The sequence below is a fragment of the Methylobacterium sp. 2A genome, assembly GCF_009806555.1.
In the GTDB taxonomy this organism is placed as follows: domain Bacteria; phylum Pseudomonadota; class Alphaproteobacteria; order Rhizobiales; family Beijerinckiaceae; genus Methylobacterium.
This window is the reverse complement of record NZ_VUOK01000018.1, coordinates 30,451-56,743: the sequence shown is the minus strand read 5'-3', so window position 1 is coordinate 56,743 and position 26,293 is coordinate 30,451. Positions and strand designations below refer to the sequence as shown.

The following is a 26,293-nucleotide window of genomic DNA, read 5'->3' as shown; positions in this document are numbered from 1 at the left end:
GTGTTTACAACCCGATGCAGCGAATGGTTGACCGAACCGGGGCGAGCCGCCATTGAGCCGCTTTCGGCGATGCTCCCATCGGCCGCGCCGCAGCGCATGCGTCGACCTGTCGCCGCAGTGTCACATGCGCGCCATAACCCGCCCATTGGCCAGACCGCGCGGACGCCGACGGCGTCCGCCAGACGCGAGGATATCCTGAATGACCGATCAGCCGACCCGGCACCCGATCCATGGCCGCATCAGCGGCCCCATCGTGATGATCGGCTTCGGCTCGATCGGTCGGGGCACCCTGCCCCTGATCGAACGCCATTTCGAGTACGACAAGGCCCGCTTCACGGTGATCGACCCGGTCGACACCCACCGGGCGCTCGCCGAGAAGCACGGCCTGCGCTTCGAGAAGGTGGCGCTGACGCCTGAGAACTATCGCGATGTCCTCACCCCGCTCCTCACCGAGGGCGGCGGCCAGGGCTTCTGCGTGAACCTGTCGGTCGACACCTCCTCGCGCGCCATCATGGAGCTCTGCCGCGAGCTCGGCGCCCTCTACATCGACACGGTGGCCGAGCCCTGGCCGGGCTTCTACTTCGACAAGACGAAGAGCCAGGGCGACCGCACCAACTACGCCCTGCGCGAGGACATCCTCGACGCCCGCGCCAAGAAGCCCGGCGGCCCCACCGCGGTCTCGTGCTGCGGCGCCAATCCCGGCATGGTCTCGTGGTTCGTGAAGCAGGCGCTGCTCAACATCGCGCAGGATACCGGCCTGCAGCGGCCCGAGCCCAAGACCCGCGCCGAGTGGGCCACGCTGATGAAGGATCTGGGCGTGAAGGGCGTCCACATCGCCGAGCGGGACACGCAGCGCGCCAAGACCCCGAAGCCGCGGGGCGTCTTCGTGAACACGTGGTCGGTCGAGGGCTTCGTGTCCGAAGGCAACCAGCCGGCCGAGCTCGGCTGGGGCACGCACGAGATCTGGAAGCCCGCCAACGCCCGCGAGCAGGAGAAGGGCTCGCGCTGCGCCATCTACCTGCTGCAGCCGGGCGCCGACACGCGGGTGCGCACCTGGGTGCCGACCGCCGGCTCGCAGTTCGGCTTCCTCGTGACCCACAACGAGGCGGTCTCGATCGCCGATTACTACACGGTGCAGGAGGGTGGGAAGCCGGTGTTCCGGCCGACCTGCCACTACGCCTACCATCCGGCCGACGACGCGGTGCTCTCGCTCCACGAGATGTTCGGCAAGGCCGCCAAGGTGCAGGAGCAGCACCACATCCTCGACGAGACCGAGATCGTGGACGGCATCGACGAGCTCGGCGTGCTGGTCTACGGCCATAAGAAGAACGCCTACTGGTACGGCTCGCAGCTCTCCATCGAGGAGACCCGGCGGATCGCCCCCTATCAGAACGCCACCGGCCTGCAGGTGACCTCGGCGGTGCTCGCCGGCATGGTCTGGGCGCTGGAGAACCCGGAGGCCGGGATCGTCGAGGCCGACGAGATGGATTTCCGCCGCTGCCTGGAGGTCCAGACCCCGTATCTCGGCCCGGTCGTGGGGGTCTACACGGACTGGACGCCGCTGACCGACCGTCCGGGCCTGTTCCCGGAGGATATCGACACCAGCGATCCGTGGCAGTTCCGGAACGTGCTGGTGCATGGCTGAGGTTTAGCCAGCTTCAGGATCGGACACGCCCCCCTCCCTCCCCCCTTTGCGGGGGAGGGAGACGCGCATCGTTTTTTCCGCAACCCCATTCATCGATGAGGCCGGAACATCGTAGCCCGTCCGCTACTCGGCCTGCCGTCGCATCGCCGGCGTCACGCGCCGCCGACGTCCAGCATGAAATCCGCCCGATAGGTCGCCCCCTCCACCGGGTTCGAGACCCAGCGGCAGCGCCCGACCCGCATGTCGTGGCCCGCGTGGAAATGCCCGGAGATCCACAGATCCGGCCGGTCAGCATCGGCGAGGTCGTCGAGCGCCGTGGAGGCGTAGAAGGCCGGCACCCACCAGGGGACGCCGGGCTCGTTCCGGTAGCGATCCGCCGCCAGCGGGCTCGCCGGGTGATGGGTCACCACCACGGTCGGCCCGTCATGCGGGATCCGGAGCGCCGCGTGCAGGCCCGCCCGCTCGGTCCGGTGCTCGGCCATCGCGTCGGCGGGCTGCCAGGGGCTGCCGTCGGCCTTCCGGATCGAGCCGAGATATTCCCGCGAGCCGGTGACCGGGTCGGTCATGCGCGCGGCCGCGTCGGCGACCGGATCCTCCGGACGTCCGGGCGTGTCGGCGCAGAGCCAGCGCCCGGCCAGCGTCCAGTCGCTCCACAGGGTCGTGCCGAGGAAGCGCACCCCGTCGATGACGCAGCCCTGCGCCCGCTGGAGCAGGTGGATCCGGGCGCCGAGGCCGTTCAGGCGCTCGACCTCCGCCTCCAGGGCGGCCAGCAGCTCCGGCGCCGTGCGCCCGTCGCCTGTCGGCGCGTAGCGCTCGTGGTTGCCCGGAACCAGCACGACGGGCCGCCCCTGCGCGAGGTGCAGGAGCGCCGCCAGTCCGCGCTCGGGATGACCCTCGTAGAGATCGCCGGGGCAGGCAAGCAGGTCGAACGGCGCGCTCGGCGGCGCGATCAGGTCGAGGCGGCGCCGTTCGAGGTGGAGGTCCGAGATCGGGAAGATGCGCATGGCTGTGCCTATCGGGCCGCCCGGCGCTCGGCCGCGGCGGCCTTGAGGATGTCGGCGGCGGAATCGGCGTTGAGGAGCGCGATGCCCGCCGCCACCACGAGATCCGGCCAGGGCGACGGGTCGAGGGCCGTCACCAGCCCGGCCGCGATGATCGCGAGGTTGGCGAAGGCATCGTTGCGCGCCGAGAGATAGGCCGCCTTGGTGAGGCTGCCGGAGCCGCTCCGGTGCCGGGCGAGCATCAGCGCGCAGGTGAGGTTCACGGCGAGCGCCCCGAGCCCGGCGAGCGTCAGCGGCAGGGCGGCCGGGGCGGCGAAATCCGAGACCTTCCCGTAGGCCGCCCAGGCACCCGCCAGCGCCGGCAGGAGCAGGATGCCCGCCATGGCGGTGCCGAGCCGGGCGCGGTTGCGCGCGCTCCAGCCGAGACCCGCCACGATCAGCAGGTTGATCGCCGCATCCTCCAGGAAATCGAGGCTGTCGGCGATGAGCGCCACCGAGCCGATGGCGAGCGCCACCGCGATCTCGATACCGAAATAGCCGAGGTTCAGCGCCGCCACGCGGGCGACGACGGGGCGGAGGGCGGGCGGCGCGGGCCGGGCTGCGTCATCGGCAATCACGGGGCGCGTCATCGCCGGTCCGGGGACGCCTGTCGAGGGCCGTTGAGAAAACCCTGTCCGCGCCTCAAGAAAGTTCGACGCTCTTACGCCTTCGTCCGGGTGGATTCGCTCCCGCGATCGTGCGAGGCCAGAGCCAGGGCCGGGCGCGCGAGGCGTCACAGGCCGGAAGCGGAGGTCTGCCGAGTCATGCTGCCCGAATTGCGCGTGCTCTATTTCGAGGATCTCGAGATCGGGCTGTCGGAGACCCTGTCGAAGACCATCGCGTCCTCGGACGTGGTGGGTTTCGCCGAGATCACCGGCGACCGCAACCCGATCCACCTGTCCGAGCACTTCGCCGCCCGCACGCCCTTCGGCACCCGCATCGCCCACGGCCTCTACACCGCCGGGCTGATCTCGGCGGTGCTCGGCACCCGGCTGCCGGGGCCGGGGGCGGTCTACATCTCGCAGACGCTGAACTTCCGCGCGCCGGTGCGGATCGGCGACGTCGTGGAGGTCACCGTGACGGTCGCCGAGCTGATGCCCGAGCGGCGGCGCGCGCGGCTCGCCTGCCAATGCTCGGTGGCGGGGGAGACGGTCCTCGACGGCGAGGCGCTGGTGAAGGTGCCGACCAAGGCCGAGGCCGACCCGCTCGCCAGCCGCACCGAGCGGTCGCAGGGCTGAGGTGGATCCAGTCGCGGAGACGGTCACCGACCCGGACGACCCGCGCCTCGAACCCTATGCCCGCATGCGCGAGCGCGACCTCGTGGGCCGCGCCGGGCGCTTCATCGCCGAGGGCGAGGTGACCCTGCGGCTGCTGCTCGGCCGGCGCAGCCGCTTCCGCGCCGAATCCATCCTGCTCCTGCCGGAACGATGGCCGGGCCTCGCCGGGGCGGTGACCGCCTGCCCGACCCCGCCGCCGGTCTTTCTCGCCGCCAAGTCCGTGATGAGCGCGGTGGCGGGGTTCCCGATCCACCGCGGGGTGCTGGCGGTCGGCCTGCGCGGATCGGAGCCTGACGCGGCAGCGGTCGTACCGCCCGGGCCCGCACCGGCCCTGGTGCTCGGCCTCGCGGGCCTGACCAACCACGACAATGTCGGCGCCGCCTTCCGCAACGCCGCCGCCTTCGGAGCGGATGCGGTGCTGCTCGACGCGGCGAGCTGCGATCCTCTGTATCGCAAGAGCATCCGGGTCTCGGCCGGCGCGGCGCTGATCCAGCCCTTCGCACGGCTCGCGGCGGGCCAGGACTGGCTGAATCTCGCCGAATCGCTGGACCTCCAGGCGCTGGCGCTCAGCCCGGGCGCGACCGAGACCCTGGAGGACCGCCCCGCACCCGCCCGGGCGCTCCTGATCCTCGGCACCGAGGGGCCCGGGCTCGATGCGGCGATCCTCGCCCGGGCGCGGCCGGTCCGGATCCCGATGGCGGCGGGCTTCGATTCCCTCAACGTCGCCACCGCGGCCGGGATCGCCCTGCATGGCATTGCGCGCAGCCAGGGACGCCTCGACCGTGCAGGATAAGCTCCGGCCGGGACGCAGCCACCGGGATCCGAGTCTCGGCCCCTTCCGCCCGCGCGCAACATCTTTGGTTGAAAGAGATTCAGCCCCACAACCCTGAAAGACAACAATATCAATCGGTCGCCGGGGTTTCGGCGGTCGCATATGGAAAAATGTAAGATTTCCGTGGTCTATCCGGCCGCAGTACCGCAACCCGCTGGGTCGCACCGTGAGACCATTGAGCCATGTCGCCCACCACTGGGTGAGACCGACGCGTCAAGTCGCACGGTTGTGCCGTGAGCGGAGCGGCGCCACGGCGGTCGAGTTCGGTCTCGTGGCGCTCCCCTTCCTCGCCCTGGTCGGCGCCTGCCTTGAGAACGGGCTGGTCGCCTGGGAGCAGGAGATCCTGCAGCAGGCCGTGGTCGAGGCCGGGCGCCAGATCTACACGGGCACCTTCCAGACCGCGAATACCGGCACGACCGATGCGGCGACGATGTTGAGCCGGTTCCGGACCGCGATCTGCACGCAGCCGAGCGGCACCGCACGGGTGACGCTCTTCAACTGCGCCAATGTCCGCATCAGCGTCACGCAGGCTCCCAGTTACGCCGGGGCCACGATGGTCTCCCCCGTCACCATCAACAGCAACGGCGTCAGCGACTGGAACCCGAACTTCCAGAGCTACACCTGCGGCGGAGCCTCCGCGATCATGGTGGTTCAGGCCGCCGTCGACGTCCCGGTCTTCTTTCCGCTCCTCGGCGCCGCGACGGCGAACCTGCCGAACAGGCGGCGCGTGCTCCAGGCCGCGACCGTGTTCAAGATTGAGCCCTACACCACGCAGTCCGTCTGCTCGTGATGGCCGCCCTCGCGACACGCCTGAGGCGCTTCCGGGATGACGGGCGGGGCATCGCCGCGGTCGAGTTCGCCCTCGTCCTTCCGGTGCTCATCGTCCTGTATTTCGGCACCGTCGAATTGACCCGCATCCTCGATGCGAACCGCAAGCTGACGCTGTTCGCCCGCACGCTCGCCGACCTCTCGGGGCGCGCCGACAACCCAAAACCCTCCTCCGCCGACATGGCGACGATCGCCGGCGCGGCGACCGCGATCCTCAGGCCGCTGAACGCCTCGGGCCTCCAGATCGTCGTCAACGCCATGGGCGTCGAGTCCGTCTACGGCACGCTCTACGGCGGCGTCTGCTCCAGTTGGACCCAGAATGCGACCCCGCGCCCGGTCCGGCAGATCAACGGGACGAACGGTCTGCCGGCCACACCGGCCGCCTATCAGTTCGACGGGGCCCGCTACATCCTGGCGGAGGTCTCGATGGCCTACACGCCGATCATCGGCAGCGCCCTCTACCGATGGATCTTCGGCCCGGGCGGTCTGATCTTCACCCGGCAGATCCCGTGGTCGCAGCGGACCGTCAACGAGATCGTCATGCCGGGCGGCGCGGTCTGCCCGACCTTCTGAACTCCGTGCCCGATCGCGACGGTCGGGCACAGTACACCGACTTCGTATCGACCTGTGTTTCCTCGCGCTCCCGCCGGACATCGAGACCGATCCACGGCAGAGCGCCCGACCGGCGAGGGTATCGTGTCGCTATTTTTCGGCCGCGCCATTCGCCCGCCCCTGACCGGTTACCGGGGCTCGCGCTCCGGCCAGGTCGCGATCACCTTCGCCCTCGTGGCGATGCCGATCCTGTTCGCCTCGGCCGCAGCCATCGATTACGGGCGCCGCAACGCCGCCAAGGCCCGGCTCGACGCCGCGCTCGACGGCGCCGTCCTCGCGGTCATGTCGCAGAAGACCAACACGATCTCGTCGACGGCTCTCCAGAACATGGAGACGCAGTTCCGGACGGAGGCCGCCAAGGTTCCCGGCGTGACGGTCATGTCCTTCACGCCCGGCACGCCGGTCAACGGGGCTTCGACCGTGAGCCTGACGGCGAGCTACACGGCCACCGTGAAGACCAGTCTGGCCTCGATGATGAAGGTCATGACGATGAACATCGGCGGAACCTCGTCGAGCACCCGCAACCTGTTCCAATACATCAACTTCTATCTGCTACTGGACAACTCCCCCTCGATGGGGCTGGCCGCGACCGATACCGACGTCAGCAACATGAAGAACGCGACCGGCGGCTGCGCCTTCGCCTGTCACCAGCACACGTTCGACAACCATGGCAACGTGACCGGCGACAATCTCAACGACAATTATCACATCGCCCAGAACAACAACATCAAACTGCGCATCCAGGTCCTGCGGGATGCGGTCTCCGCGCTGGTCGATCAGGCCAATGCCAGCATGTCGCTGAGCCAGCAGTTCCAGATGGAGATGTGGACCTTCAACGATTCCTCGATGCAGACGCGGTTGCAGGCGATGACGCCGACCCTGAGCCAGATCAAGTCGGCGGCGGCCAACATCGACATCGCCTACGCGTATTACAGTCAGGCCGACAATCAGACCGACTTCGAGCGCGCCCTCACGAAGATGAACGCGACGATCCCGGCCAGCGGAACGGGCGTGACATCCGCGGCGCCGATCCGGTTCCTGTTCTTCGTGACCGACGGCGTCGAGGATACCGGCGGCACCGTCACCAACCAGGGCGCAGGGTTTCAGATCTCCAGCAGCCGTTTCATCGGCCCCTTCAGCCCCTCGACCTGCAACACGCTCAAGAACAACAACGTCCGCATCGGCATCATCTACACCCAGTATCTGCCGATCTACGACAATCCTTTCTACGTTTCCTATGTCAAACCCTATGAGAATCAGATCGGACCGATGCTGAAAGCATGCGCCTCGGATGGGCTCTACTTTCCCGTGGCCTCCGGCGGCGACATCACGGCCGCCATGCTTCAGCTCTTCTCGACCGCCGTCGCCTCCGTCCGCTTGAGCAACTGAACCTCCGAGACGCAGATTGGTCTTGCGCGCACCCATCCCGGCGGGCGCTCCTGGCAGCGGATGGCCGACGCGACGATCGCCGGGTCGCGATCCCGGCTCAAGTCCTCACAGCGGGGCAATCCTCCCCGGCGAAGGGACGTGATGCGCCAAACCTTATGCGCCAAGCCCCACGCGCCAAGCCCCGCTCGATCGCGCCGGCTCACGCCACCTCGGCAGCGGCGACCGGCTTCGGCCGCAGCGCCAGAGTCGTACCGGTCTGAAGCTCGATCGCGACGTCCGGATACCGCGCGTCGAACGCCGACAGATCGGCGGCAGCCATGCGCCGGCCGCACTCTCCAGGGCGCCGAGGCGCAGCACGCCGCGCACGGTGCCGCCGCGCAGGTCCCGCTCGGCCGCGTCGGCCATCCGGAGCAGCTTCTCCGCATGGCCGAGCACGGTGCGCCCGGCCTCCGTCAGGGCGAGGCTGCGCCCCTGCCGGCGGAACAGCGCGCCCCCCAGACGCTCCTCGAACGGCTTGATCCGGGTGGTCACGTTCGAAGGCACCCGGTGCAGATCCGCCGCCGCCCGCGTCACCCCGCCCTCAGCGGAAGATCTCCAGATCCTCGAGATCCATCATTCTCCTCAGGAGAACGACAGGTCACAGAAATTCATTTTCCAAGCTGAGCGGACCGGTGTCATGGATCGCCGATGACCACGACGCCGCCCACCACCCGCGCGCAACAGCCCTCGATCCGGCCGATCGTCGCCTCCGGCCTCGTCGCCCTGGCGGTCGCCATGGGGATCGGTCGCTTCGCCTTCACGCCGCTCATGCCGCTGATGATCCGCGACGGCACCCTGAGCCCGGCGGCCGGCGCGGAATGGGCGGCGGCCAATTACGTCGGCTACCTCCTCGGCGCCCTCACCGCCTCGTGGTTCGCGCGCGATCCGCGGCGCGGCCTGCTGCTGAGCCTGCTCGGCGTCGCGCTGACGACTCTCGCCATGGCGGCGATCGAGACCGGGACGGTTCCGCTGCTCGGCCTCAGCCTGCGCGCGTCCGCGGGGGTGTTCAGCGCCTGGGCTCTGGTCTGCGCGAGCGGCTGGTGCCTGGCCGAGCTCGCCCGGCGGCAATCCGGGCAGGCGGGCGCCTGGATCTACACCGGTGTCGGGCTCGGGATCGCGCTCGCCGGGCTGCTGACCTGGCTCGGCGGACGCCAGCCGGCGCATGGGCTCTGGCTCGAACTGGGTGCGCTCGCCGGATTGGGCGCGCTGTTCGTCCGGGCGCAATCCGCGACGCGATCCGCGGGGGCCGATACGGAGACGGCCCGGATCTCCGAGCGCGAGGCCGCGGCCAGGGCGCCGCTCTCCCGGGGCCGGCAAGTGTCGCTGGTGGTCTGCTACGGAACCTTCGGGTTCGGCTACATCGTCCCGGCAACCTTCTTGCCCTCGATGGCGCGGGCGCTGGCGCCCGATCCCCTCGTCTTCGGGCTGACCTGGCCGCTCTTCGGCTTCGCCGCCGCCCTCTCGGTCGCCGCCGTGGCGCGCTTCCTGGCCTACGGGTCTCGTCTGCGGATCTGGGCGCTGGCGCAGGCCATCATGGCGCTCGGCACGGCCCTGCCGCTGTTCGTCCGGACCCTGCCGGCCATCGCGCTGGCGGCCATTCTCGTCGGCGGCACCTTCATGGTCGCCACCATGGCGGGCCTGCAACTGGCCCGCGAGGCGCGGCCCGACAATCCGACCCCGCTGCTGGCACGGATGACCGCCGCCTTCGCGGCCGGACAGATCGCCGGCCCGATGCTGGTCCGCGCCCTCGGGTCCGGCCGCTGGGGCGGCTGGGATGCGCTGGGTTGGACCGGGGCCGTCGCCACGCTGTTGCTGATCCTGACCGCTCTGTGGCTGTGGCATTCCGACCGGGCTGGTCCGGAACCGCGTCACGCCGCCTGATCCCCCCGCGACGCCCGAGAGCGGCTGCCGTCACGCTGTCCGCCCCGTCGAATCGTCCCGGTCTAACGGCCCGCGGCGGTCTGCGCGCGACAAACGGCAGCAATTGCCGCGCGCCGAGTCCGGCCTAGCTTGACCATTAAGCTGGCGGGGGATTCGGCAGGGAGTCGGCGGCGTTGCTTCAGTCTGGGAATGGGTTGCGGGCGCTGACCGGACGCCGGGTGGCCGTGGTCGGTGCCGGTCCGGGGGGCTTGGCGTCCGCCCTGTTGCTGGCGCGAGCCGGGATCCACGTGACCCTGTTCGAGAAGGATGCCCAAGTCGGCGGCCGCACCAAGACCGTGACGGCGCCGGGCGGCTACAAGTTCGATATCGGGCCGACCTTCTTCCTCTATCCCCAGATCCTGGCCGACATCTTCGCGAGCTGCGGCGAGCGGCTGGAGGACCACGTCAAGCTCGAACGGCTCGATCCGCAATACCACCTCGTCTTCGAGGGTGGGAACGGGATCTCGGGGACGGTCCGGGCGACCGGCGACATCGCCCGCATGGAGCAGGAGATCGCCCGGCTCGCCCCCGACGACGCCCGGAACGTGCAGGCGTTCTTCACCGAGAACCGGACCAAGCTCGACTACTTCAAGCCGATCCTGCAGCAAGCCTTCCACACCCTGCGCAGCCTCGCGAGCCCGGCGATGCTGGCCGCCCTGCCCTACCTGCATCCCGGAAGGAGCGTCGACCGCGACCTGAAGCGCCACTTCGCCGATCCGCGGGTGCGCCTCGCCTTCTCGTTCCAGACCAAGTACCTCGGCATGTCGCCGTTCCGGTGCCCGAGCCTGTTCACGATCCTGTCGTTCCTCGAATACGAGCACGGGGTCTACCATCCGGTCGGCGGCTGCGGCGCGGTCTCGGACGCGATGGCGGGCTTGGCCGGGCGCATGGGCGTCGATCTCCGGCTCAACAGCAACGTCGAGCGGGTGCTGTTCGACGGCAAGCGCGCCAGCGGCGTGGTCGCGGACGGCGAGACCTTCAACGCCGACGCGGTGCTGATCAACGGCGACTTCGCCAAGGTGGTCCGCGCCCTGGTGCCGGAGCGGCACCGCCCGCGCTGGCGCGACGCCAAGATCAAGAAGGCGCGGCTCTCCTGCTCGACCTTCATGCTCTATCTGGGCATCGAAGGACAAATGCCCGCGAGCCTGGGGCATCACACGATCCTGCTGGCCGACGGCTACGAGAAGAACATCCGCGAGATCACCGAGGGCACGCTGCCGATGCAGCCCTCGCTCTACGTCCAGCATGCCGGCTACACGGACGGCGGCATGGCGCCCCCCGGGCACACCGCGCTCTACGTGCTCGTGCCGGTGCCGAACCTGAAGGCCGGGATCGACTGGGCTGCGGAGCGCGAGAGCTACCGCGCCCTGGTGCTGGAGCGGCTGAAGCTCCTCGGGATCGCGGATCTCGAATCCCGGATCCGCTACGAGCGGATCATCGACCCGACCCAGTGGGAGGAGGATTTCGCCGTCCACGAGGGCGCCACCTTCAACCTCGCCCACGACCTGATGCAGATGCTGTATTTCCGGCCGCATAACCGCTTCGGGCCGGGGCTCTACATCGTGGGCGGCGGCACCCATCCGGGCTCCGGCCTGCCGGTGATCTACGAGGGCGCCCGCATCTCGGCCCGTCTGCTGATCGAGGAACTGGCCGGCGCCCGCGCCGCCGCGGCGGCGGGCATCCCCGAGACCGCGCCGCTGGCCACCTCCGGCGAGGCCTCGTGAGGCGGCCGGCAGCCTCGCGGCTCGCTCGACGGCTCACGCCCGCCGGACTCCTCTTCGCGGGCGGCCTCACCGGCACCCTGCCGGCAGCGGCCGCGACCGTGCAGGTCGAGATCGACGGGATCGAGCCCGGTGGCGGCCCGGTGCGCGTCGCCCTGTGCCAGGGTGGGCTTGCGGAATCGGCCTGCGCCCGGGGCGAGGAGGCGGCGGCCTCGGCGGGCCGGATCCAGTTCACCTTCCAGGGCGTCCCGGCGGGGACCTACGCGGTGGCGGCCTATCAGGACGCGAACGGCAACGGCCGCCTCGACCGGACCGGGCTCGGCCTGCCGCTCGAATCCTACGGCTTCTCGGGCGCGGCCGGACGCCGGGCGCGGCCGGACTTCGCCGAGGCCGCCTTCAGTCTGCGGGAGCCGGGCGGCACCCTGCGCGTACGCCTCGCCCGCGCCCTGCCGCGGCGCTGAGTCGGATGGATCCCCTGGTCCGGATCGCGGGTGTCGGCCTGGACCTCGGCGGACGGCGGGTTCTGGACCACGTCGATCTCGACCTCGAGGCCGGCGAGACCCTGGCGCTCCTCGGGCCGAACGGGGCGGGCAAGTCCTCGCTGATGCGCCTCGTGGCGGGCCGTCTCGCCCCGAACACCGGGTCGGTTCGGGTCGGCGGTGCGGATCCCTATCGGGCGGGCAGCGCCCGCCGGGCCATCGGCTGGGTGCCGCAGGAGATCGCGCTCTACCCGAAGCTGACGGTCGCCGAGAATCTCGGCGTCTTCGGCCAGCTCGCGGGCGTGGCAAGGCGCGACCGGAGGGCGGCCGTGGACGCCGCCCTGGCGATGGCCGACATCGCCGAAGTCGCGCGGCGGCCGGTGGGAACCCTGTCGGGGGGCTACCGGCGCCGGGTCAACATCGCGGCGAGCCTGATGAACCGGCCGCGCCTCGTCCTGCTCGACGAGCCGACGAGCGGCGTCGATCTCGCCGCCCGGGCCGCGATCCATGCCGTCCTCGACCGGCTCAAGGCGGCCGGCACCGCGATCCTGATCGCCACCCACGACTTCGCGGAAGCCGAACGCCTGGCCTCGCAGGTCGCGTTCCTGGCGCGGGGCCGGATCGTGCGCGCCGGCCGCCTCGCCGACCTGCTGGCGCAGCTGCGCACCGGGGCGCCCGAACGGGAACTGAGCCTCACCGTCCCGGCAGACCATGCCGCCGCCGCGGCCCTGCGCCGGGCCGGCTTCGCGGCCGCCGAGCCGGGCGGACTCGTCTGGCGCTCGGTGGAGCGTGCCGGCCTCGACGGCGCGGCCCTGCTTGGATCCCTGACCGCCCAGGGCGTGCCGGTCGCCGAAATCCGGGTGCGCGCCCCGCGGCTCGAAGCGCTCTACCTCGACGCGCTCCGGCCCCGCGAGGCGAACGACACCGGGACCACCACCCTGCGGGCGGGGATCGCCGGATGATCGGCGCTGCGTTCCGCGTGATGGCGCTCAGCCTGGTGCGCGACCGCGCCGCCCTGGTCATGGCCTTCGTGCTGCCGACCGTGATCTTCTCGATCTTCGCTGCGATCTTCTCGGGGGCGACCGGCGACCGGATCCGCATCCATCTGGGCCTCGCCGACCTCGCGCACACCGCCGCCACGCAGCGCCTCACCGACGCGCTGGCGGCCGATCCGTCCCTGCGGGTGACGCGCCTGACCGTGACAGACCTTGCCGGCGTCGCCGAGGCGGTGCGCTCGGGCGAGGTCGACGTGGCGCTCGCCCTGCGCGGCGACCTGATCGCGGCCCCGGCGGAGGGCGCCCCCGGCCCCGCAGACCAGCCGGTGGTGCTGGTCGAGAACCCCGCCAAGGCCCTGGCGACGCCGATCGCCCTCGGCCAGCTCCAGCGGGTGCTGAACGCGGCTCTGCCCGACGTCGTGCTGTCGCGGATCGTCGCCGACGTCGAGCGCAGCGGCAAGATCGGCCCGGACGAGCGCCGCTTCCTCGACGAGGCCTTCGCCGAGCAGCGGGCCCGGAAGGAGCCGTTCGGCTTCGCCGATCTGGTCGAGCGGCGCAGCACCGCCGCCGGCACCGCGAACGCCCGGATCAGCTACTACGCGGGGGCGATCACCGCGGTGTTCCTGCTGTTTGCCGCCATGCAGGGGGCGATGTCGCTGGTCGAGGAGCGCGAGACCGGCCTCGCCGAGCGGCTGATGGCGGGGCCGGGCGGCCTGCCGGTGGTGGTGCTCGGCAAGTTCGGCTTCCTGACGCTCCAGGGCGTCGTGCAGGCGGGACTGATCTTCCTGGCCGCCGGGCTGCTCTACGGCGTGGAGATCGGGCCGCATTGGCCGGCCTTCCTGGCCACCTGCCTGCTGGTCTCCGCCATGGCGGCGGGGCTGGCGCTCGCCGCCTGTGCGCTCGCGGCGACGCGCCAGCAGGCGCACCTCGCCTCGACCTTCGGGGTGCTGCTGCTCTCGGCGGTGGGCGGCTCGATGGTGCCGCGCTTCCTGATGCCCCCGTGGCTGCAGCAGGCCGGCTGGCTCACCCCGAATGCCTGGGCGATCACCGCCTATCAGGATGCGCTGAGCGAGGGTTTCGCCGTCGCCGCGCCGGCACTGGCCGTGCTGGGAGCCTTGGCCCTCGCCGGGCTCGGCCTCGCCCTCGCGCTGGCGGCCCGGCGCACGGCCTGAACGGGTCGCGCTACTCGACGTAGACGCCGGCCCCGATCAGCGCCTCCGCGCCCGCCACATGCGTCGCGCAGACGTAGCTCCATTTGACCGTGGGAACCGACTGCCCCGGCCGCGGGAACATGTAATCGACCCAGCCCGATCCGAACTGGCTGACGGTGTCGATGAAGGCCTGGTGGAACGTCTTCCCGTCGGCATCGCGCTCATGGAGCAGATCGCGCCCCTCGCGGTTGGGGTGGGCGGCGTTGAACAGCACCACCCCCCGCATGTCGACGACGAACAGGTAGACATCGCCGTAGCGCCACCCGCCGCCCTTGCGCCGGAACTCGGCGAAGGCGGCCGGCCCGCGCTCCTCCAGGAGATCGGCCGCGCGGTTGACCAGAGTCTCGATCTCCACGGCCTGGTGGAAGACAGGCGGCGATCGATTCCCGGAGGCCGGCAGCGCCACGCCGGTCAGGATCAGCGCGAGCGCGATCAGCAGGGCTCTCACCATGGCTTCGCCTCACCGAAGCAGCATGCGGTTTCAGGTCACGCGGCGGATCCCGTCAGACCCGGGTCTCCAGGGCGGGACCGCCGATCGCGAGGCGCTGACGCAGGGCGGCCAGCCAGGTCCGGCGGGGCGCAACCGGTGGGGTCGCGACGTTGGGAAGGGCCTCGGCGGCGAGGCGATTGTGGTGCAGTTCGATGATCCGGTTGAGATGTCGCATCGCCGTGAGGCCCTGCGCCGCCATCAGGCGATGGCCCTCGCACGCGCCGTCTGCGCCCAGGGCGCGAACGGCCTCCTCGGCCCGCGCGATCAACCCCCGGGCTTCCAGACGATAAAGCTCCATCTCCGCGAGATCTGGCATCTCAACCTCCGCGCCGATCGCGTTCGCGTATTCGACTGGAACGAATACGGTCATGATTGGATCGAGTACATCATCTGTTTGGGGGTCATCGTGATCCGGCGCGGATCACCTTCCCGTGCGCGCCTTGCGATTGAATTGGAGAATGCGACTGCCAAATTCCGGTGCCCGATGCCTTCGCTGACCGATCTTTCTCTGGGCATCCGACCGGGGGCGCGACGATCCGCGCCGCCCCTGCGACCCGGCGGGCGCGGACAGGAGTGCCGCGATCGGGCACGGTCCGGCCCCGCCTGACGAGGAACCCCATGCTCCGCCTGCTCATCGCCGACGGCAACGATCGCGCGGCGCGCGACCGGCACGTCGCGGCTACCGGCCGAACCTCGGCCGAATCCTACGCGTCGGTCGTGCGCGATCTCGCTCCCGGCACCGCCTGCCGGCTCGTCAGCCCGGCCGATGCCGACGCCGCCCTGCCGGGCGGCCTCGCCGATTTCGATGGCCTGATCTTCACCGGATCGACCCTCAAGGTTTCCGAGGGCACGCCCGCCGTGACCCGTCAGCTGGATCTGATGCGTGCCGGCCTGGAGGCCGGCCTGCCGGTCTTCGGCTCGTGCTGGGGCGTGCAGGTCGCCGCCACGGTGGCGGGCGGCAAGGCCGCCGGGAACCCGCGCGGGCCCGAATACGGCTTCGCCCGGTCGATCACCCCGACCGAAGAGGGCCGGACCCATCCGCTGCTCGCCGGCCGACCGGCCGCCTGGGACGCCCCGGCGATCCACTCGGACGCCGTGCTGGAGCCGCCGCCGGGCGCCCGTGTGCTCGCCGGCAACCCCGTGCTCGGCATCCAGGCGATCGAGATCCGCCACGGCGCCGGCTGGTTCTGGGGAACGCAATACCATCCCGAACTCGACCTCGACGAGCTCGCCGCGATGCTGCGCCTGTGCGACACCGCCGTCGTGGAGGCGGGTTTCGCGGAGGATTCGGACGCCGTGGCGGCCTATGCCGACGAGATCGCCGGGCTCCAGGGGTCAGACCCGGAGGCGGCCCGCCGCCTCGCGTGGCGCCACGGAATCGGGCCCGAAATCCTCGACGCGACGCTGCGCCGCCGGGAGATCGGCAACTTCCTGGCCCGATTGTCCACAGAGGCGGGCTGAGCCGACTGCGCCGCGACCGGGTGGCGCGTTGACCCGCCCGGTCGCGGATCTAGCTTCGCCAGAGCGGGCCGGTTCGACGGCCCCGGGAGCGACCCATCAGGATGACCCAGGATTCCACGGTCGCCGTCATCGGCAGCGGGCTCGGCGGACTCGCGGCCGCGTGCGTCGCCGCCGCGCGGGGCCACCGCGTGACGGTCTACGACAAGAACGGCTGGCTCGGCGGCAAGGCGGCGGTGCTGCACGAGGGCGGCTTCCGCTTCGACATGGGCCCGACCATCCTGACCGTACCCCGGGTGCTGGAGCGGATCTTTGCCGAGGCCGGCCGCTCGGTCCACGACTACATGGACCTGCGCCGCCTCGACCCGCAATGGCGCTGCTTCTTCGATGACGGCACCCATATCGACCTGATGCAGGATGTCGAGCGGATGGCCGGCGACATGGAGCGCTTCGCCCCTGGCACCGGCGAAGGCTACAAAAAATTCCTCTCCATTTCAGAGCATCTGCACGGTGTCTCGGAAAAATTCTTTTTCTGGAAGCCGGTCGAGGACCTGTTCGACACGATCAACATCCGCGCCAATATGAACCCCGGCACGCTGCGCGACGTGCTGTCCCTGCGCATGCACGCCTCGGTCGCCTCGACGATCCGCGGGAAGGTGAAGGACGCCCGGCTCGCGCAGATGCTCGACCACTTCGTGCAGTATGTCGGTTCCTCGCCCTACGGCGCACCCGCCGTGCTCTGTGCCATCGCCCACATGCAGACCGCCGACGGGGTCTGGTATCCGATGGGCGGCACGAGGGCGGTGGCCGAAGGGCTGGCCAAGCTCGCCCAGGAACTCGGCGCCACCTGCAAGACCGACACCGAAGTCACGGGCATCGAGACCGCCAACGGCGCGGTCCGCGGGGTACGCACCGCCGCGGGCGTCACGCCGTTCGACGCGGTGATCTCCAACATGGATTCGGTGCGCACCTACCGTGAGCTCGTCGGTGGCGAGGTCGCCAGGGCCTATGCCAAGAAGAACCCCGAGCCGGCCTGCTCGGGCGTGGTGCTCTATCTCGGGCTCAACAAGCGCTACGAGCACCTGAACCACCACGATTTCGTCTTCTCCCGAGACCCGGAAGAAGAGTTCGACTTCATCTACAACAAGGGCGAGCCGGCCCCGGACCCGACCGCCTATCTGGCGGCGCCCTCCTCCACCGATCCGAGCGTGGCGCCGGAGGGCGGCGAGGCGCTCTACGTCCTCGTGCACACGCCGTATCTGCGGCCGCACCACGACTGGCGCCCGGATGGGCCGCTGTTCCGGAATTACCGCCGGACGATCCTCGACAAGCTGAAGCGCACGGCCGGCATGCCGGATCTGGAGGAGCGGATCGTGGTGGAGCGCCACCTGACGCCGCAGGACATCCACGAGCGCTATCACGTGCTGAACGGCGCGATCTATGGGCTCGCCTCGCACGGGCGGGTGATGGGGGCGTTCAAGCCCGGCAACCGCTCGCGGCAGGTGCGCGGTCTCTACCTCGCAGGCGGCGCCGCCCATCCGGGACCCGGCATGCCGATGGTGATGATGTCGGGCTGGATCGCCGCCGACGCGCACGACCAGGACGCGCGCGGCAGCCTGCGCGCGACGGCGTGACACCCTCCCGGCCTCTCCCTCCCCCCTCTGCGGGGGAGGGTGGCCCCCGAAGGGGGTCGGGAGAGGGGCCGCGCGACGTGGCAGAACAGGGCTCATCCCCTCATGCCGGTCGCAGCCCTTCCGGAAACCGCGCTCCCCTCTCCCGACCCTCGCTGACGCGAGGGCCACCCTCCCCCGCGGAGGGGGGAGGGAGAGCCGCGCATCTCCCCAAAGTCTCTCCCATGATCCGCCGCTTCATGGTGGGGTGGTTCGAGCGCTATCTCCACCGCCATCTCGACGCGCTGCGGCTGCCGCTCTGGAGCACGCCGCCCGACCGCGGGCATCCCGGCCCGATCGTCGTCTACTGCAACCATCCGGCTTGGTGGGACGCGGCCACCATCATCGTGCTGGCCGGGCGCCTCTACCCGGAGCGGCCGAGCCGGGCTCCCTTCGACGCCGCGATGCTGGCGCGCTACCGGATTTTCGAGCGGATCGGCGCCTTCGGGGTCGATCTCGACAGCCCCCGGGGCGCCGCGCAGTTCCTGGCGGCGGCGCGCACGATCCTGGCCACGCCGGACGGGATGCTCTGGATCACCGCGCAGGGCCGCTTCGCCGATGCTCGCGCGCGGCCCCTCGCGTTGCGACCCGGCGTGGCGCGGCTCGCCGAGATCGCCCCAGACGCCCTGTTCGTGCCGATGGCGCTCGAATACGCTTTCTGGGACGAGCGCGGCGCCGGCGCCTTCGCGGCCTTCGGACCCGCCATCCCGGCATCCGACCTCGCCGCCCTGCCGCGGCCCCAGCGCCTCGCCCGGTTGGAGGCCGACCTGACCGCCATCCTGGATCGGCTCAGCGCCGACGTGATCAGCCGGGATCCGGAGCGTTTCCGCGCCCTGGTTTCCGGCCGGAAGGGCGTCGGGGGCGTCTACGACCTCTGGCGAAGCCTCGCGGCCCGGCTCTCCGGCCGCCGCTTCGACCCGGCGCACCGCGTCGCGAACGGGCGGGACCGCGCCGCGTGAGGGTTTCGACTCCACGCCGCCCCCGTGCGATGCAGGGTCCGGGCGGGACCCATCTCCGGCACGGACCATGACCGACACGATCCTGACGGCCCTGGCCCTGCTCGGTCTCGCCCTGGCCCTCCTCCCGGCCGTGCTGGCGGCCGTGAACCTCGCGCTCCTGCGCCGGCCTAGGCCGGAGGCGGATCCCGGTCTCGTCTCGATCCTGATCCCGGCGCGCAACGAGGCCGGAAACATCGCCGCCACCGTCCGGGCGGCGCTCGCCAGCACGACGGTCCCCGTGGAGGTGATCGTCGGCGACGACCATTCCACCGACGCGACCCCGGAGATCGTGCGATCCATCGACGATCCGCGCCTGCGCCTCGTCGCCGTGCCGTCGCTGCCCGAGGGCTGGACGGGCAAGAACCACGCCTGCTTCCACATGGCCGGCCTCGCAAGCGGGCGGTACCTTCTATTCATCGACGCCGACGTGCGCCTCGCCCCCGAAGCCGCCGCCTCCCTGGCGGCGCAGGCTCGCGGCACCGGCGCGGCCCTGGTCAGCGGCGTGCCCCGGCAGGATCTGGGCACGCTCGGCGAGATGCTGACCGTGCCGATGATCGATTTCCTGCTGCTGGGCTACCTGCCGATCCCGCTGATGCGCCGCCTGACAGATCCGTCGCTCGGGGCAGCCTGCGGGCAGCTCATCCTGACCGAGGCCGAGGCCTACGCGGCGACCGGCGGCCACGGCGCGATCCACACCTCGCTGCATGATGGCGTCCGCCTGCCGCGCCTGTTCCGTGCGGCCGGGTACCGGACTGATCTCGGGGCCGCGGCGGCGCTGGCGACGTGCCGGATGTATGACGGCTTCGCGCAGGCCTGGGCCGGCTTCTCCAAGAACGCCCACGAGGGCATGGCGACGCCCCGGGCCTTGCCCGTCTGGACCCTGCTGCTCGGCGGCGGGCAGGTCCTGCCGCCGCTCCTCGTCCTGGCCGGGCTGCTCGGCCTGATCCCGACCGCAGCCCTGATCCCCGCCACCACGGCCCTCGCCCTGTCGCTGGCGACGCGGACGGCCATCACCCTGGCGGTCCGGGCGCCGCTCGCGACGATTGCGCTTCACCCGGCCGGGGTCGCGGTGGCGCTGGCGATCCAGTGGAACGTGCTGCTGCGCCGCGAGCGCGCCGGGGCCGCCACGTGGAAGGGCCGCAGCTATCCGGTGCGCGGGGTCTAAAGCGTCCGCCCGCAGTCGGACACCCCGCTGAAGATCAATGTCCGCTGGGCTGGCAGGGGGCTGTCTCGTGGCTGTGCCCCGGCTGGGGCTTCAATGAGACGATGAGTTGCACGTTCGGCACATCTCCGACCTGCCGCGTCAGGTGCCCGACATGCTTCTCAGGCCCCTGCGGGGTCGATTCCATGTCGGCGTTGAACTCCACCTCGCCGGGTCCCTGCTCCAGTACGGAACCGTCCGTCGCTTCCACCGACCAACGGCCCGACAGGGTAATCACCCATTGCGGACCCGGCGCCGTGTGCCAAGTGCCGACATAGCCGACGGGCAGGACCGCATATTTGATCGATGCAACTTCGCCCGGGGGGAAGCCGACATATTGTGGTGCCGCCGGCGGGGCGTAGCTCTTGAAGATGAAATTCTTCAGGTCGCAATATTGGACATGGCTGCGCCCCTTGTCGTCGGCATAGAGCACGCCGTAGCGCAGGGCTGGCGGATTGTCCGAGGAGAGGCCGGCCGGACCCGACGGCGCCGGCACGACGGTCAGCGCCGGATTCTCCCCAGCAGCCCAAGCGCTCCCGATGCTCGGGAGGAGCGCGATCAGGAGCGCCGCGATGCGCGCTCCGTTGCTCGATGCCGCCATCGGTTCACGTCCCCATCCGGCACGCCCGGCCAGCACCCGCTGGCGACGCGGCGCCCAGCCGGCGCCTGACAACGCGATCACCTCGGCAGGCGCGAATGGGTGCGCGCCCGCGCCGCACCCTCTCCCTTCGGTCAGGCCGCGTGATGCGGCGGCGCGCCCAAGCCGGTCTCCGCCAGGATCCAGGCCGCCGTGTCGGCATCCGCGCCGGCGACCGGCAGGTGCAGGATGATCGGCGTATCGTAGGGATGGCGCGCCTTCAGGGCAGCCGACAGGGCATCGGCCAAGCCCTCGCGGCTCTTGAGGATGGCTGCGACCTCCTCGCTCCGCTCGATCGCGCCCTTCCAACTGTAAACCGAGCGCATGCCGGGCAGCACATTGATGCAGGCGATCAGCCGTTCGCGGACAAGGGCCTCGCCGATGTTGAGGGCCGAGGCCGCATCGGGAAAGGTGGTGTAGACGAGGAGCGGACGCTCCATGCTATGCCTCCGGGTCGCGCAGGTCCGGAGAGTGAGGGGCATGCGCGGCACCGACGTCAACCGGGCGGTTCGCTCGTCAGCACTGGAGCCGTGACGTGATGACGCCTGACGCGACGCGCCTGCCCGGCCCCGCCTGACCCATGCCGCACACGAAAAAAATCGCCTTCGTGGCGAGTCCGACCGGCCATGCCCGCGAGGCCGCCGCCGCCCTGATGCGTCGCTACGATCACGTCCCGCCCGAGGAGGCGGATGTCGTGGTGGCACTCGGCGGCGACGGGCTGATGCTTCAGGTGCTGCACCGGTTCATGGACGACCCGAAGCCGATATACGGGATGAACCGCGGCACGGTCGGCTTCCTGATGAACGAGTTCCGGGACGACGATCTGCTGGAGCATCTGGAAGCGGCGCAGCGCAGCGTCATCCACCCGCTGGTGATGGACGTGCTCGACACCGAAGGCCGCTCGCACCGGGCGCGGGCGATCAACGAGGTGTATCTGCTGCGCCAGACGCACCAGACCGCCAAGCTGAAGATCGCCGTGGACGGGCATGTCCGCCTCGACCTGCTGATCGCCGACGGCGTGCTGGTCGCCACGGCCGCCGGCTCGACCGCCTACAACCTCTCGGTCGGCGGCCCGATCCTGCCGCTGGACGCCAAGCTCCTGGCGCTGACCCCGATCTCGGCCTTCCGGCCCCGGCGCTGGCGCGGCGCGCTCCTGCCGGATTACGCCAAGATCCGGATCGACGTGCTCGACGCTCCCCACCGCCCCGTGGCGGCCGTGGCCGACCACACCGAGTTCCGCCGGGTCTGCACGGTCGAGACCTCGCTCGACCGCTCGACCGAACTGGTGCTGCTCCACGATCCCGGCCACAGCCTCGACGAGCGGATTCTGCGGGAGCAGTTCGGGTGAGCGTGTGCGTCCGGAGAGCAGGACGGAACCCGATCGCTGAAGCGGCCTGTCAGAGGGAGGCCTCGTGTGGCCGAAGGATATCCACGGCCGCCGTCAACCCATTGGCTTCCATCGCGATGAGGAGGTCGGCCGGTGTCATGGCAGGTCTCTTCAAACGTTGACGCATGTCACGGATGGCGGCGACCGCCTTACCCTCGTCCAGCGCGATGGTGTCGGCGATGAACATATCGGCCGATCGGACTTCCAGTCCGAGGGGCTCAAGCAGCGTGGATGGAAAGTGCCTGATGTTGTCCGTGACGATGACGTGCGCCTGCGTCTTCAGGGCCGCGGCAATCACATGGGCGTCGCCGGGATCAACACCTTGGCAGATCGGGAGATACGAGGCGTAATCGACGACCATCGCGTCCTCGAACGCGCGTTCCATCGCCGCTCGGGCCCGCGCCGCCTTCACGGCGCTCAGAGAATCGCCCTTCCGGGCGAACATCCGTTCGATCGCCTGCTCCGTTTCCCCGAGGAGGCGATCTGACCAGCGGATGCGGAAGAACTCCCACTGCGCGAGCGTGAGAATCAGGTTCCGGCGAAGGACGCCTGCGAGGACGCAGGCATCGATCATGGCCGTGAACCGGTCGGCGAACACGAGCTACAGCAGCTCCCCATCGAGCTCGGACAGGTCCGCCAGCGCCTCGCTGCGGCGCTTGTCGCGGGCAGCCTTGTAGGCGAACAGATCCTCCGCCTTGATGCGTCTGTGCCGCCCGACCGGTTCGAACGGGATGGCGCCCTTCTCCAGAAGGCCGACGAGGAAGGGGCGCGAAACATTCAGAATGTCGGCCGCCTGCTGCGTCGTCAGCATCTGTGTCACGGGAACGAGCGTCACGGCATCCCCCCGACTGATCGGCCGCAGCACCTCAATCAGCAGCTTTGATATCGCTGGCGTCAGGGTTATGTCGGCGACTTTCCCTTCGTCGTCGGACACACGCAGGTTGGCTTCGCCGGATGCCTGGAGGGCGAGCAGCCGTCGCAGTTGGTTGGCTGTCTCACGCTCCAGATCGGATGGCAGGCGCCCTCCGAGGCCCTGAGCGGAAGCAGGCATCGTCATCTCGGTGTCTCCCCACACGGAAATGCTGCGCGTGCAATCGCAATAAACGAAATATATGCACTCTGCGCAACGGCACGGGCCGCGAAGGGTCCGTACGTTCGTGTGGATGGCTCGTGAGGGTCTGCGGGCGCGCCCGGATCAGCCGTGCGGGGCCGCCACAAGGTCGCTCTCGCGGACCGCGCGCTCGCCGCCCTGCGTGCGGATGCGGTAGCCGGGCTCGCCCGTCTGATCCTCCGGCATGAGCCGGAGCACCTCGAACACCTCGCCCGCGCCCCCGTCGCCCGGAAGTCCGTGCCGGGGCCGGCAGACCCGCTGGCCGACCTTGAACTTGTGGGACATGGCGGGCTCCTGGGACGGGGTGTCGGGATGACGGCGCCTCAGCGCCGCTTCTGGGCCTTCGCCTTGCGGGCGAGGTAGCGCGCATCGCGTTGCGCCTTCTGCTCAGCCTGGAGGGCCTTGGCGCGCTCCTGGGCGGCGAGCTGCTCGGCGTGCTTGCGCTCGATCTCGGCGAGGCGCTCGGCCTCGGCCTGGGCGGCGGCACGGGCGATCTCGGCCTGGCGCTGGGCCTCGCGCTCGGCGGCGCGGGCCTCGCGGGCATCCACGACGGCGCGGCGGGCCGATTGCCGGGCGAGGACGGCCGGATCGTCGGCGGACGGACGGGCCCGGAACCGGGCCAGCATCTCCAACCGCGCCTTGGCGGCCGTCTCAAGGCGATCGGCGACACCCTGCTTGTTGGGAAAGCTCACAGACACTCCTGGATGGGACGCGGTGGAGGCCGGCGCCCCGAGAGATTGGAGAAAGAGGGATTTCACATGCGAAGAAGCCGCTCCGGAGGGAGCGGCTTCGACGAGAGACGTTCGGCCGGGGATCAGGCCGTCTGGAGCTGGCCGGCGGACTGCTTGCCGCTGCGGCGGTCGGTCTCCAGCTCGTAGGAAACCTTCTGGCCCTCGTTCAGGCCGCGCAGGCCGGCGCGCTCGACGGCGGAGATGTGGACGAACACGTCCTTGCCGCCATCATCCGGCTGGATGAAGCCGTAGCCCTTGGTCTCGTTGAACCACTTGACGGTTCCGGTGCTCATGGAAGTCCTTGATCTTCGCAGGCATAGTGAGAGATGGCACCAACCTTCACAGGCTGGCGCCGGCATCGACCGATAGCGATAGGAAAGTCAGAACCGCCCTGCGAAGGCGTAACGGTCCAAGATATCCGGACACGTGCCGATCCCGTATAGTTAGACCGATCGGGCTGTCTTGGCAAGCGCGGAGAAATATTTCTCGGGCTCACCGGCCGAGTTGGGCGCACATTGGTGGCTTGAAGACGGCGATGATTGCCCGCGGCAGGGCCGTCTGAGCGGCGACCGGACGGAGTTCAACGGACGGGACGCATCCGAGATCTGTGTTCCGGCGCCGTCACTTGGGCCGGACCGGCTCAGGCCGGGCCGAGGCGCAGGACACCCTCGCCGCGGCGATGCCCGACCGCTGTCACCGCCACCTCGCGCGCGCGGCCTGCGGCCACGAGGGCGGCCGCCAGGGCCGCACCGAACGGCGCCGCCACTTCGAGCCCGTGGCCGATCACGTCGCCCAGCGCCTGCAGGCGTGCAGCCGGCGCGAGCCGCGCCAGCGCGTCCCGCTCCTCGGCGGTGATCGGCGCGACACCGGTCGCCCCGGACAGGACGTGTTCGGGCCCCGAGAGTCCAGCCTGACGCCACAGGGCTTCGAGGCTCGCCGCGACGCTTCCGGGCGCGCGCCGGGTGCGGTCGCTCGTCACCGCATCGAGCCGGGCGAGCGCGCGGGCGCCCCGGGCGGCGGCGTGGGCTTCCGATTCGAGCATCAGGAAGGCCGCGCAGCTGCCGAGGATGAACCCACCCGGCGCACCGCGCTCGAAGACCGGCCGGTACGCGTCCCGGGCGAGGAAGCCGCCCATCTCGTGGATCACCAGCACGTCGGGCCGTTCGGCGCTGTACGAGCCACCGACCAGGATCGCGTCGATCTGGCCCGAGGCCACCCGCGCCTGGGCGATCCGCAGGGCATCGACCCCCGCGGCCTCCTCGCCCATGAAGGTCCGCGACGCCCCCGTCACCCCGTGCACGATGGCGATGTTGCCGGCGAGCAGGTTCGACAGCTGGGCCAGGAACAGGGTGGGGCGCAGATCGTTCTGCAGTCGCTCGTTCAGATAGGCGCCCGGATCTTCGGCCTCGCGCAGGCCGGTCAGGATCGCGCCGTCGGCCGCGTAGTCGCGCTCGCCGCCGCCCGCCGCCACGACGAGATGGAGCGCCTGCTTGAAGGCCGCGTCGTCCTTCACCCCCGCGGCGTCGAGGGCGAGGCCCGCCGCGTAGACGCCGAGCCGCTGCCACGCCTCCATCTGGCGCTGGTCGCTGCGCTTGGGGATCTGGCCGTCCCAGGCGATCGCGGGGGCCGGGTGCACCGGGTAGGGCGCGAAGGTCTCGGTATCGGTGCGGGGCGCCCCCCCGGCGTCGAGGGCCGCGAGATGGGCGTCCACACCCTCGCCCGCGCAGGAGACGAGGCCGAGGCCGGTGACGACGACGGAGCGATTCACGGCTGCACCGGATCTGGAAACAGGCCGATCGTCCGAGCGCGCTCCCGCATCGGCGCGTCGAGCCCGTCCGGGAACGGCATGGTGCGGAAGCGCAGCTCCGCGTCGCAGAGCGCCTTGCCGGCATGGCTGATCGCCGCCTTCGTCACCGCATAGCCCGAGCCGTCATGCTCCAGGCTCGCGGTCACGACGAGCTCCGCCCCCGGCCCGACGAAGGACCGGAACCGGGCCTTGTCGACCCCGGTGAGGAAGGGCATCCGGGCGAAGTCGAGATGGGCGAGCACGAGATAGCCGGACGCCTGCGCCATGGTCTCGGTGAGGAGCACGCCGGGCACCAGGGGATGGCCGGGGAAGTGCCCCTCGAAGACCGGGCTCTCCAGCGGCACCCGGGCGAGCGCCTCGATCCGGCCGGCGGCGCGGTCGAGGAACCGCACGGCATCGATCATCTCGAAATATTCGAGGCGCATGGCGGGACGATCAGCCGGCTTAGCGTCAGACCTTGGCGGCCTTCTCGGCCACCAGGGCGTCGATGCGCGCGCACAGGTTCTTGAGCACGAAATACTGCTCGGCCGGGACCTTGCCCTCGTTGACCTCCTGGGTCCAGCGCTCCAGCGGCAGCTTGATCCCGAAGGCCTTGTCGACCGCGAAGGCGATGTCGAGGAAGGCGAGGCTGTCGATGCCGAGGTCGTCGATGGCGTGACTCTCGGGGGTGATCTTCTCCCGCGGGATGTCGGCCGTCTCGGCTATGATGTCGGCCACGCGCTCGAAGGTGGCGCTGCCGTGGGCGGGCTCGTCGGACATGTCTTCTCGCGGGCTGGACGGATTCCGGATCGGTCGGGCGGGAAGCCCCCTCGCGG

General features: G+C 70.5%; 31 protein-coding genes. 16 read left to right on the top strand and 15 right to left on the bottom strand.

Annotated features, from left to right (window positions below):
* The first annotated feature begins 199 nt into the window (after positions 1 to 199).
* Complete coding sequence (locus tag FVE89_RS08580; RefSeq protein ID WP_160533618.1) at positions 200 to 1,645, top strand: saccharopine dehydrogenase NADP-binding domain-containing protein; 1,446 nt, start codon at positions 200 to 202, stop codon at positions 1,643 to 1,645.
* A 152-nt stretch (positions 1,646 to 1,797) separates the two neighbouring features.
* Here FVE89_RS08580 and FVE89_RS08575 read toward each other — a convergent pair whose 3' ends face one another.
* Both FVE89_RS08575 and FVE89_RS08570 read right to left on the bottom strand, forming a co-directional pair.
* Positions 1,798 to 2,649 carry a metallophosphoesterase gene (locus FVE89_RS08575; protein ID WP_160533617.1) on the bottom strand — a complete coding sequence of 284 codons (852 nt, stop codon included), beginning with the start codon at positions 2,647 to 2,649 and terminating at the stop codon, positions 1,798 to 1,800.
* An 8-nt stretch (positions 2,650 to 2,657) separates the two neighbouring features.
* A complete protein-coding gene (locus FVE89_RS08570) occupies positions 2,658 to 3,275 on the bottom strand; it encodes a cation transporter (RefSeq protein WP_160533616.1) in 618 nt (205 codons plus the stop codon).
* A gap of 174 nt (positions 3,276 to 3,449) precedes the next feature.
* On the opposite strand from FVE89_RS08570, the gene croR reads away from it, so the two are divergent.
* The 5 genes from croR to FVE89_RS08545 all read left to right on the top strand — a co-directional run bounded on the left by croR (position 3,450) and on the right by FVE89_RS08545 (position 7,623).
* Positions 3,450 to 3,923 (top strand): 3-hydroxybutyryl-CoA dehydratase, encoded by a 474-nt coding sequence (croR, locus tag FVE89_RS08565; protein ID WP_160533615.1) that lies wholly within the window; start codon positions 3,450 to 3,452, stop codon positions 3,921 to 3,923.
* A 64-nt stretch (positions 3,924 to 3,987) separates the two neighbouring features.
* Complete coding sequence (locus FVE89_RS08560) at positions 3,988 to 4,755, top strand: RNA methyltransferase (protein WP_160533873.1); 768 nt, start codon at positions 3,988 to 3,990, stop codon at positions 4,753 to 4,755.
* Positions 4,756 to 4,960: 205 nt separating this feature from the next.
* Positions 4,961 to 5,584 carry a TadE/TadG family type IV pilus assembly protein gene (locus tag FVE89_RS08555; RefSeq protein ID WP_348644673.1) on the top strand — a complete coding sequence of 208 codons (624 nt, stop codon included), beginning with the start codon at positions 4,961 to 4,963 and terminating at the stop codon, positions 5,582 to 5,584.
* A complete protein-coding gene (locus FVE89_RS08550) occupies positions 5,584 to 6,195 on the top strand; it encodes a TadE/TadG family type IV pilus assembly protein (RefSeq protein WP_160533614.1) in 612 nt (203 codons plus the stop codon). The genes FVE89_RS08555 and FVE89_RS08550 overlap by 1 nt, the downstream gene beginning before the upstream one ends.
* Before the next feature lie 123 nt (positions 6,196 to 6,318).
* A complete protein-coding gene (locus tag FVE89_RS08545; protein WP_342389670.1) occupies positions 6,319 to 7,623 on the top strand; it encodes a TadE/TadG family type IV pilus assembly protein in 1,305 nt (434 codons plus the stop codon).
* Between the two features lie 153 nt (positions 7,624 to 7,776).
* On the opposite strand, the gene FVE89_RS08540 is transcribed toward FVE89_RS08545, so the two are convergent.
* Positions 7,777 to 8,196 (bottom strand): LysR family transcriptional regulator, encoded by a 420-nt coding sequence (locus FVE89_RS08540; protein WP_342389671.1) that lies wholly within the window; start codon positions 8,194 to 8,196, stop codon positions 7,777 to 7,779.
* Positions 8,197 to 8,310: 114 nt separating this feature from the next.
* Here FVE89_RS08540 and FVE89_RS08535 point away from each other — a divergent pair, with 114 nt between their 5' ends.
* From FVE89_RS08535 to FVE89_RS08515, 5 genes are all read left to right on the top strand, one after another.
* Positions 8,311 to 9,543 carry a YbfB/YjiJ family MFS transporter gene (locus tag FVE89_RS08535; protein WP_160533613.1) on the top strand — a complete coding sequence of 411 codons (1,233 nt, stop codon included), beginning with the start codon at positions 8,311 to 8,313 and terminating at the stop codon, positions 9,541 to 9,543.
* A gap of 173 nt (positions 9,544 to 9,716) precedes the next feature.
* Entirely contained in the window at positions 9,717 to 11,306 is a 1,590-nt protein-coding gene (crtI, locus tag FVE89_RS08530; RefSeq protein ID WP_160533612.1) for a phytoene desaturase family protein, read from the top strand.
* Between the two features lie 77 nt (positions 11,307 to 11,383).
* Complete coding sequence (locus FVE89_RS08525; protein ID WP_160533870.1) at positions 11,384 to 11,764, top strand: DUF2141 domain-containing protein; 381 nt, start codon at positions 11,384 to 11,386, stop codon at positions 11,762 to 11,764.
* Positions 11,765 to 11,769: 5 nt separating this feature from the next.
* The gene (locus FVE89_RS08520) at positions 11,770 to 12,744 is read left to right on the top strand and encodes an ABC transporter ATP-binding protein (RefSeq protein WP_160533611.1); all 975 of its coding nucleotides are present in this window, start codon (positions 11,770 to 11,772) and stop codon (positions 12,742 to 12,744) included.
* Entirely contained in the window at positions 12,741 to 13,949 is a 1,209-nt protein-coding gene (locus tag FVE89_RS08515) for an ABC transporter permease (protein ID WP_160533610.1), read from the top strand. Before FVE89_RS08520 ends, FVE89_RS08515 begins: the two co-directional genes overlap by 4 nt.
* Before the next feature lie 10 nt (positions 13,950 to 13,959).
* On the opposite strand, the gene FVE89_RS08510 is transcribed toward FVE89_RS08515, so the two are convergent.
* Positions 13,960 to 14,439 (bottom strand): cache domain-containing protein, encoded by a 480-nt coding sequence (locus FVE89_RS08510; RefSeq protein WP_160533609.1) that lies wholly within the window; start codon positions 14,437 to 14,439, stop codon positions 13,960 to 13,962.
* A 52-nt stretch (positions 14,440 to 14,491) separates the two neighbouring features.
* A complete protein-coding gene (locus FVE89_RS08505; protein WP_160533608.1) occupies positions 14,492 to 14,794 on the bottom strand; it encodes a hypothetical protein in 303 nt (100 codons plus the stop codon).
* 302 nt (positions 14,795 to 15,096) lie between these two features.
* Between FVE89_RS08505 and FVE89_RS08500 the strand changes: the two genes are divergently transcribed.
* The 4 genes from FVE89_RS08500 to FVE89_RS08485 all read left to right on the top strand — a co-directional run bounded on the left by FVE89_RS08500 (position 15,097) and on the right by FVE89_RS08485 (position 19,769).
* Positions 15,097 to 15,939: a type 1 glutamine amidotransferase gene (locus FVE89_RS08500; RefSeq protein ID WP_160533607.1), complete on the top strand. Its 843-nt coding sequence runs from the start codon at positions 15,097 to 15,099 to the stop codon at positions 15,937 to 15,939.
* A 101-nt stretch (positions 15,940 to 16,040) separates the two neighbouring features.
* Positions 16,041 to 17,570 carry a phytoene desaturase family protein gene (gene crtI, locus FVE89_RS08495; RefSeq protein ID WP_160533606.1) on the top strand — a complete coding sequence of 510 codons (1,530 nt, stop codon included), beginning with the start codon at positions 16,041 to 16,043 and terminating at the stop codon, positions 17,568 to 17,570.
* A 236-nt stretch (positions 17,571 to 17,806) separates the two neighbouring features.
* A complete protein-coding gene (locus tag FVE89_RS08490; RefSeq protein ID WP_160533869.1) occupies positions 17,807 to 18,565 on the top strand; it encodes a lysophospholipid acyltransferase family protein in 759 nt (252 codons plus the stop codon).
* Positions 18,566 to 18,632: 67 nt separating this feature from the next.
* Positions 18,633 to 19,769 (top strand): glycosyltransferase family 2 protein, encoded by a 1,137-nt coding sequence (locus FVE89_RS08485; RefSeq protein ID WP_160533605.1) that lies wholly within the window; start codon positions 18,633 to 18,635, stop codon positions 19,767 to 19,769.
* A gap of 34 nt (positions 19,770 to 19,803) precedes the next feature.
* Here FVE89_RS08485 and FVE89_RS08480 read toward each other — a convergent pair whose 3' ends face one another.
* Positions 19,804 to 20,406, bottom strand: coding sequence for a hypothetical protein (locus FVE89_RS08480; RefSeq protein ID WP_246730551.1), 603 nt, complete (start codon positions 20,404 to 20,406; stop codon positions 19,804 to 19,806).
* Positions 20,407 to 20,537: 131 nt separating this feature from the next.
* Positions 20,538 to 20,882: a divalent-cation tolerance protein CutA gene (cutA, locus tag FVE89_RS08475; RefSeq protein ID WP_160533604.1), complete on the bottom strand. Its 345-nt coding sequence runs from the start codon at positions 20,880 to 20,882 to the stop codon at positions 20,538 to 20,540.
* A 140-nt stretch (positions 20,883 to 21,022) separates the two neighbouring features.
* Between cutA and FVE89_RS08470 the strand changes: the two genes are divergently transcribed.
* On the top strand, positions 21,023 to 21,790 hold the full coding sequence (locus tag FVE89_RS08470; protein ID WP_160533603.1) for an NAD kinase: 768 nt from the start codon (positions 21,023 to 21,025) through the stop codon (positions 21,788 to 21,790).
* 49 nt (positions 21,791 to 21,839) lie between these two features.
* On the opposite strand, the gene FVE89_RS08465 is transcribed toward FVE89_RS08470, so the two are convergent.
* The 8 genes from FVE89_RS08465 to FVE89_RS08430 all read right to left on the bottom strand — a co-directional run bounded on the left by FVE89_RS08465 (position 21,840) and on the right by FVE89_RS08430 (position 26,237).
* Positions 21,840 to 22,427, bottom strand: coding sequence for a PIN domain-containing protein (locus tag FVE89_RS08465; protein ID WP_160533602.1), 588 nt, complete (start codon positions 22,425 to 22,427; stop codon positions 21,840 to 21,842).
* A gap of 3 nt (positions 22,428 to 22,430) precedes the next feature.
* Complete coding sequence (locus FVE89_RS08460) at positions 22,431 to 22,886, bottom strand: helix-turn-helix domain-containing protein (protein ID WP_160533601.1); 456 nt, start codon at positions 22,884 to 22,886, stop codon at positions 22,431 to 22,433.
* Between the two features lie 138 nt (positions 22,887 to 23,024).
* Positions 23,025 to 23,225 (bottom strand): hypothetical protein, encoded by a 201-nt coding sequence (locus FVE89_RS08455; protein WP_160533600.1) that lies wholly within the window; start codon positions 23,223 to 23,225, stop codon positions 23,025 to 23,027.
* 38 nt (positions 23,226 to 23,263) lie between these two features.
* On the bottom strand, positions 23,264 to 23,632 hold the full coding sequence (locus tag FVE89_RS08450) for a DUF6481 family protein (protein ID WP_160533599.1): 369 nt from the start codon (positions 23,630 to 23,632) through the stop codon (positions 23,264 to 23,266).
* Positions 23,633 to 23,754: 122 nt separating this feature from the next.
* A complete protein-coding gene (locus FVE89_RS08445) occupies positions 23,755 to 23,964 on the bottom strand; it encodes a cold-shock protein (protein WP_012321928.1) in 210 nt (69 codons plus the stop codon).
* A gap of 347 nt (positions 23,965 to 24,311) precedes the next feature.
* Positions 24,312 to 25,439: a beta-ketoacyl-ACP synthase gene (locus tag FVE89_RS08440; RefSeq protein WP_160533598.1), complete on the bottom strand. Its 1,128-nt coding sequence runs from the start codon at positions 25,437 to 25,439 to the stop codon at positions 24,312 to 24,314.
* Complete coding sequence (locus tag FVE89_RS08435; RefSeq protein ID WP_160533597.1) at positions 25,436 to 25,903, bottom strand: 3-hydroxyacyl-ACP dehydratase FabZ family protein; 468 nt, start codon at positions 25,901 to 25,903, stop codon at positions 25,436 to 25,438. The genes FVE89_RS08440 and FVE89_RS08435 overlap by 4 nt, the downstream gene beginning before the upstream one ends.
* A 25-nt stretch (positions 25,904 to 25,928) precedes the next feature.
* On the bottom strand, positions 25,929 to 26,237 hold the full coding sequence (locus FVE89_RS08430) for an acyl carrier protein (protein ID WP_160533596.1): 309 nt from the start codon (positions 26,235 to 26,237) through the stop codon (positions 25,929 to 25,931).
* Positions 26,238 to 26,293: the final 56 nt, after the last annotated feature.